Origin of the sequence: Catenulispora rubra (assembly GCF_015356825.1) — a bacterium.
GTDB lineage: Bacteria > Actinomycetota > Actinomycetes > Streptomycetales > Catenulisporaceae > Catenulispora > Catenulispora rubra.
Genome location: NZ_JAACYW010000439.1, coordinates 1 through 6,750, shown reverse-complemented (window position 1 = coordinate 6,750; position 6,750 = coordinate 1). Strand labels below are relative to the sequence as shown.

Here is a 6,750-nt window from a genome sequence, read left to right as displayed (position 1 = left end):
CCACACCACCCGCCGAAGCTCCCGCTCCCCCTCGATCCCCCGCGCCCGAAGCCGCGCCGGCAGCTCCGGCAAACGCCGCCGCGCCACCTTCCCCGACGCGGTCTTCGGGATCTCGGCGATCTCGTACAGTTCCTCGGGCACCTTGAAATACGTGAGCTGCTCCCGGCACACCGCCAGCGCCCGCGCGGGGTCGAACCCGGCGCCCGGGACCACGTAGGCGACCGGGACCTCGCCGAGCACCTCGCTCGGGCGGCCGGCGACGGCGACGTCCTCGACGCCGGGGACGGTGCGCAGTACGGCCTCGACTTCCAGCGGGTGGATGTTCTCGCCCGCCCTGATAATCAGTTCCCTGATGCGCCCGGTCACCGTGAAGTAGCCGGCCTCGTCGCGCCGGGCCAGGTCGCCGGTGTGGTACCAGCCGTCCTTCAGCGCCTCGGCGGTGGCCTCGGGCTGGTTGTGGTAGCCCGCCATCACGTTCGGTCCGCGGACCCAGACCTCGCCCTCCCGGCCGGGGCCGGCCTCGCGCCCGGTGCGGTGGTCCACCAGGCGCACCGCGAGCCCGAGGACCGGCAGGCCGCAGGACCCTTCGACGCGCGCCCCGGTGGGCCAGTTGATGGTGATCGAGCCGCAGGTCTCGGTGGAGCCGTAGGCGTCGACCAGCGGCGCGCCGAACCGCGCCTCGACCGTGTTGCGCAGTTCGGCGGTGGTGATGGCACCGCCGACCAGGCCCACGCGCAGCCCGGCCGGGGCGCCGAAGCCGCGGGCCTCGGCCTCGCGCACGAGGTGGTGGTACAGCGTGGGCACGCCGGCCATCACCGTGAAGTCCTCCTCGGCCCACAGGTCGAGGATGTCCCCTGCGGACAGTCCGTCCACGATCGTGGCGGTGGCGCCCACGGAGGTCACGGCCAGGACGCAGGCGATGTGCGACAGGCTGTGGAACAGCGGCAGCGGCCACAGCACCCGGTCGGCGGAGCCGAGGTCCAGGACCGGGACGTAGCTGGCGGCCACCGACCACAGGCAGTTGCGGGTGGTCGACAGGACGCCCTTCGGCCGGCCGGTGGTCCCCGAGGTGTAGAGCATCCACGCGATGTCGTCGAGCCCCAGTCCGTCGTACGCCGGCCGCGCGGGCTCGCTGCGGGCCAGCTCCTCGTAGTCGTACACGTCGAACGGCAGCGGTTCGGCCGGGATCCCGGGGACGCCGGGGACGCCGGGGACGCCGGGGACATCCGCCACCACCAGCACGGTCAGCGGACCCACGGCCGACGCCACCCGCCCCAGGCGGACGGCCTGGGCCGGGTCGGCGACGACGACCCGGGCGCCGCTGTCCTGGAGCAGGTAGGTGAGCTCGGCGTCGGAGGACCGCGGGTTGACCGGCACGCCGACGGCGCCGGCGCGCGCGAAGGCGTAGTACGTCTCGATCGTCTCGACCCGGTTGCCCAGCAGCAGGACGGCGCGGTCGCCGGGACGGACGTCCAGGGCGGCGAGGTGGCCGGCCAGCCGGGCGGTCCGGGCGTCGAGCCCGGCGTAGTCCAGCGTGCGGCGGCCGTCGCGGAAGGCGGTCTTGGGACCGAACTTCTCACTCTGGGCACGCAGCAGCTCGTGCAGCGGCCGGAGCAGCTCGGTGCGCAGCATGCCAAAACCCCTAGCGTCGTGAGTGCGGTGCGTCCCGCGGCATCTCTGCCAGGACGGCGGCGACGGCGGAGCGCGGGACGCCGGTGACCAGCTCGGCGCCGCGGGGTCCGTCCAGGACGAAGGCGAGCCCGGTCACGGCCTTCTTGTCCAGCCGCATCAGGGCGATGAGCCGGTCGTCGTCCACCCCGTGCGGGAGCGCCGTGGGCAGCCCGTAGTGGGCGACCACGTCGTGGTGCTCGGCGACCCGCTCGGGCGGGATGCGCCCGAGCCGGCCGGCCAGGCGGCCGGCGAACACGGTCCCGATCGCCACGCCCTCGCCGTGGCGCAGGGCGTAGTCCGTGGCGCGTTCGAGCGCGTGGCCGAGGGTGTGGCCGTAGTTGAGCAGGTGCCGCAGGCCCGCATCGCGCTCGTCGCCCGCGACGATCTCGGCCTTGCGCCGGACACTGGCCGCGATCTGCTCGGCGAGCGCCAGGCCCCGCAGGTCCCCGGCGCCGATGAAGTGGCAGCGGGCGATCTCCCCGTAGCCGTTGGCCATCTCGCGGGGCGGCAGGGTCGCCAGATAGTCGGTGTCGCACAACACGGCCGAGGGCTGCCAGTAGGTGCCCACGAGATTCTTGCCCTCGGGCAGGTTCACCGCGGTCTTGCCGCCGACGCCGGCGTCGACCTGGGCCAGCAGCGAGGTCGGCAGATGGATCACCGGAACGCCGCGGTGGTACAGCGCGGCCGCCAGGCCCACCGTGTCGGTCGTGGAGCCGCCGCCGACGGCCACGACGACGTCGCCCCGGGTCAGGCCGAAGTCGGCGAAGCGGCGGCAGAGCCCTTCGACCGCGGCCAGCGACTTGCCGTGCTCCCCGTCGGCCGCGGCGAGGAACAGCGACGGCGCGCCGAGATCCGGCGTCCACTCCGGCGGACGGGCCGAGACCACGGCCGCCCGGCGCGCGCCCAGGCGCTGGACCTCCTCGGCCAGCCGGTGCCGGACGCCCGCGCCGATGTGCACGGCGTAGGACCGCTCGCCGAGCTCGACCTCGACGATCTGTGGTGAGGCGGTCTGTGGTGAGGCGGTCTGTGGTGAGGCGGTCTGTGGTGAGGCGGTCTGTGGTGAGGCGGTCTGAGGTGAGGCGGTCTGAGGTGACGTGGACAGCGGCGACGCGACCTGTGCTCCGGCGGTCTGTGCTCCGGCGGTCCGTGCTCCGGCGGTCATCGGGCCGCCTTCAGACACCAGGCCAGGAACTCCCCCGGATCGGCCGCCGCCGCGTCCGGCCGGGCGTCGAGCAGCGGCGCCGGATCGCTCTCGCCCCACAGTGCGGCGACAGCGGTGACGCCGGCGGACCGCGCGCTGGCCAGGTCGCTCACCGCGTCGCCGATCATCACGGCCTCCTCGCGGTCGATCCCCAGCAGCTCCACGGCGCGCAGCACGATGTCCGGCGCGGGCTTGGGCCGGGCGACCTCGTCGGAGCCGACGATGTGCTCGAAGAGCTCGGCGATGCCCAGGCCCGCCAGCAGCGACCGCGCCCGCGGACCGCTCTTGCCGGTGGCCACGGCGCAGCGGATGCCGGCCTCGCGCAGCTCCTGGAGCAGGTCGACCACGCCGTCGAACAGGCGGACCCGGTCCGCGAGCCGGTAACTCTCCCGGACGAAGGGCCCTTCCATCTCCAGCGGCAGGCCCATGATCGTCATGATGTCCGGGAAGTACCGGCCGAGGTGCCGGCTGTACTCCTCGAAGGGCGGTTCGCCGTCTCCCACGACCTCCCGGTAGGCGACGGCGAACGCCTCGCGCATCACGCCGAAGCTGTCGGCCAGGACGCCGTCGAGGTCGAACACGACACCGCGCAGCGGTGCCGGGGTCAGCTCGATACCCATACAGACGGCCTTCCGGTGTTCGATGAGCTGCCGGTCGCGGCGAGCAGGTCGGCGTGCGCATAGACGCGCTCGATGACGCCGATCGTGGTGCGGGCGGCGCGTACCGCCCGGCCGCGCGCGCCGGGGTCGGCGAGCAGCGCGGGCAGCGCGTCGACCTGGCGGTCGTACTCGGCGCCCACCGGCTCGGCGGGCAGCGGGACCGCCTCGGCGACGCCGCCCCGGTGGACGACCAGGGTGGGCGCGCCGCGCCGGTTGGGGCTGAAGCCGAAGGTGCACAGCAGCTCGGCGACCCCGGCGCCGCCGTGGACCTCGATCAGGGTCGTGTCGTACTCGGCGTGGGAGGCCCAGCTGGCGTGGACGGAGACGGAGACACCGCCGTCGGTCACCAGGAACGCGCGAGCGGTGTCCTCGACGTCCTGGGCCCGGGCCGTGCCGAGCCCGTCGACACCGTCCAGTTCATCGATACCGTCCAGTTCATCGAGTTCGTCGAGGTCCTCCCGCCAGCGGGCGTGGGCCGCGGCCCGGCTCACGAAGTCGTGGCCGATCACCCCCACGACGTCGGAGAACGTCACCGGCTCGGCGCCCAGCAGCGGCAGGGCCGTGTCGAGCAGGTGCCAGCCCAGGTCCAGCAGCGCACCGCCGCCGGCGGTGTCGCGGCGGGTGAACCAGCGCGTGGCCGGGACGCCGCGCGAGCGCACCCAGGCCAGCCGCACGTGCCGGATCGGGCCGAGCGTGGGGAGCAGGTCGTGCAGGACCCGGACATCGGCCCGGTACCTGGCGGCGCTGCCGGCGATCAGCGGGGCGCCGGCGTGCTCGGCCGCCGCCAGTTCGTCGGCCTCGGCGGTGCTCAGGCAGACGGGCTTCTCCAGGAAGACCGGGATGCCGCGGCGCAGCAGCCGCGCGGAGATCCGGGCGTGCGCGTGGTTCGGCACGGCGACGATCGCCAGATCGACGCGGTCGGCCGTGAGTTCGTCCGACGAGGCCAGGACCGCGGGGCGGTCGGCCCCAGCAGTCCCGTCGGCGGCCTCGCCAGCCCCGGCAGCCCCGGCAGCCCCGGCGGCTCCGGCGGCTCCGGCAGCGATCCCGTCGGCGAAGGCGGCGCGCGCCGCCGGGTCGGGGTCCACGACCGCGGTCAGAGTGATGTCGGGATGGGCTTGCAGCCTGGGGATCCAGATGGTCCGGGCCGCCCAGCCCAGTCCGACGACGGCGACGCGTACGGCCACCCTCACACCCCGGATCCGACGGCGGCCACCGTCTCGGCGACGATCCGCGCGACGAGGTGGATCTGCTCCTCGTCGGCCAGCAGCGTCCGGTGGTGCAGCCACACGCAGTCGCGGGTCAGCTCCTCGCTGACCGGGCACCGCCGGGCGATGTCCTCGGCGCTCTCCTGCGGGGCCGCGCTCTCCCAGAAGGCCGGGGTGCGGTAGACGGCGCGGAAGGCGGCGAACGCCGGGAGCCCGCCGGCGATCAGCGCGTCGACGAGTTCGTTGCGGCGCTCCTCGGTGATGCCCGGGATCCGGAACATCGCCATGTAGTGCGGATTGCGGGTGCACCGTGCGTCAGAACCCTGCGGCACCACGCCGGGGACGTCGGCGAGCAGGCCCGCCAGCAGCGGCCAGCGCTGCTCGCGGGTCGCGATCTGGCCGTCGAGCCGGGCCAGCTGGACGCGCAGCACCGCGGCGGAGAACTCGCCCATGCGGAAGTTGGACCCCGAGGTCTGATGCAGGTACGAGCGGTCGGTCCGGGGCCGTCCGCAGCTGTGCCGCACGAAGGCGGTCTCGTACTGCCCGGCGTCGGGGAACGTCACGGCCCCGCCCTCGCCGGCGGTCATCAGCTTGCCGTTCTGGAAGCTGAAGGCGGCCGGCGAGCCGAGCTCGCCCACCCGCCGGCCGCGCCACTCGGCGCCGTGGGCGTGCGCGGCGTCCTGCAGGATCGGCGCGCCGGTGTCGGCCGCGAGCTTGTCCAGCTCGTCCATGTCGCAGACCACGCCGGCCATGTGCACCGGCATGATCGCCTTGGTCCGCGCGGTGACGGCGGCCCGCGCCGCGGCCGGGTCCAGGCAGTACGTGTCCGGATCCACGTCCACCGGCACGGCGACGCCGCCGAGCCGCTGCACGGCCTGCGAGGAGGAGATGAAGGTGAAGGCCGGGACGACCACCTCGTCCCCCGGGCCCACTCCCATGACCTGGAGCGCCAGTTCCAGCGCGTGGGTCCCGTTGGTCACGGCCAGCGCGTGCGGGGCGTGGTGATAGGCGGCGAATTCCCGCTCGAATTCGTCGACCTCGCTCCCGCCTATTCTCCACCATTGTCCTTGGTCGAGGGCGCGAATCAGCGCGCCTCTCTCCTCATCGCCGAATTGCGGCCAGCCCGGGAGTTCCAGTTCCTGCCGAGAAATCGCAGCCATCGCGTTAACCATCCCCATATTCACGCGGTCGCCCGGGGTGCCGGGCGCCGCGATCCGCAGTCGGTGGGCGGCAGCCAGCCGCAGGTCATCGCCTGCCGGCCGGCCACCCGCCCGGAACGGTCGATAGTCCGCAGTTTTCCGACGGCGGCCGGGCCGCACAACCCCCTTAGGGACCCCCTCATCGGCTCCCCCTGCCTTCCGCCGAAAGCCGTCGCCGGCACTGCGATCCCCCCAATCGCACAAGGGGCCATAGGGGTTTCCGTAGGGGGTTGTGAGGCCCCTGAGCCTCGATTAGCTTCGCCACGAAGTGAGTTCCTTCTCAGCCCTCGACGGTGGCTCGCGCCCGAGCGGCGCGACCCCCCGCACCGGCATCTGGCGACATCCCGCATCCGCACCGCGGACCCGTACTTCTGGAGGCGACCAATGGCCGAAACGGCAACCGAGGCGTCGGCGATCGGAACCGTGGAGGTGAGGCCGGACGATCCCCGCTACGCGGATTTCCAGATGCGCGGATACAACCGCCGCTTCATCGGGGTTCCGCAGAGCGTGCAGATCGTGCACGACACCGGCCAGGTCCAGGCCGCCGTCGAGGCCGCCGTCGGCGCGGGCCGGCGGATCGCGGTGCGCAGCGGCGGCCACTGCCTGGAGGACTTCGTCGACGGCGCCGACGTCGAGGTCGTGATCGAGATGTCGGAGATGGACGCGGTCTACTACGACCCGCGGATGCGGGCCTTCGCCGCCGAGGGCGGCGCCACGCTGGGCCGCGTGTACAAGACCCTCGACCTGGGCTGGGGCCTGACGCTGCCGGGCGGCAGCTGCCCGGGGGTCGGGGTCGGCGGCCACGTGTCCGGGGG

General features: G+C 73.8%; 6 protein-coding genes. 1 reads left to right on the top strand and 5 read right to left on the bottom strand.

Features of this window, described 5'->3' with window-relative positions; translation table 11 throughout:
- From GWK61_RS51585 to GWK61_RS51565, 5 genes are all read right to left on the bottom strand, one after another.
- Positions 1 to 1,632, bottom strand: a 1,632-nt coding sequence (locus tag GWK61_RS51585; protein WP_194921462.1) for a class I adenylate-forming enzyme family protein, incomplete at its 3' end; no start/stop codon positions are given.
- Positions 1,633 to 1,642: 10 nt separating this feature from the next.
- Complete coding sequence (locus tag GWK61_RS51580) at positions 1,643 to 2,833, bottom strand: 3-dehydroquinate synthase family protein (protein ID WP_194921461.1); 1,191 nt, start codon at positions 2,831 to 2,833, stop codon at positions 1,643 to 1,645.
- Positions 2,830 to 3,492 (bottom strand): HAD-IA family hydrolase, encoded by a 663-nt coding sequence (locus GWK61_RS51575; RefSeq protein ID WP_194921460.1) that lies wholly within the window; start codon positions 3,490 to 3,492, stop codon positions 2,830 to 2,832. Before GWK61_RS51575 ends, GWK61_RS51580 begins: the two co-directional genes overlap by 4 nt.
- Entirely contained in the window at positions 3,477 to 4,715 is a 1,239-nt protein-coding gene (locus GWK61_RS51570; RefSeq protein WP_194921459.1) for a Gfo/Idh/MocA family protein, read from the bottom strand. Before GWK61_RS51570 ends, GWK61_RS51575 begins: the two co-directional genes overlap by 16 nt.
- Positions 4,716 to 4,717: 2 nt before the next feature.
- Positions 4,718 to 5,896, bottom strand: a complete 1,179-nt coding sequence (locus GWK61_RS51565) for a DegT/DnrJ/EryC1/StrS family aminotransferase (RefSeq protein WP_194921458.1) — start codon at positions 5,894 to 5,896, stop codon at positions 4,718 to 4,720.
- Positions 5,897 to 6,319: 423 nt separating this feature from the next.
- On the opposite strand from GWK61_RS51565, the gene GWK61_RS51560 reads away from it, so the two are divergent.
- Positions 6,320 to 6,750 (top strand): FAD-binding protein (locus GWK61_RS51560; protein ID WP_194921457.1); only part of this gene is annotated, 431 nt, incomplete at its 3' end.

Excerpts from the sequence above, each read along its gene's own strand:
- GWK61_RS51580 (WP_194921461.1), bottom strand. The coding sequence starts at position 2,833 with ATGACCGCCGGAGCACGGACCGCCGGAGCACAGACCGCCGGAGCACAG.
- GWK61_RS51575 (WP_194921460.1), bottom strand. The coding sequence starts at position 3,492 with ATGGGTATCGAGCTGACCCCGGCACCGCTGCGCGGTGTCGTGTTCGAC.
- GWK61_RS51565 (WP_194921458.1), bottom strand. The coding sequence starts at position 5,896 with ATGGCTGCGATTTCTCGGCAGGAACTGGAACTCCCGGGCTGGCCGCAA.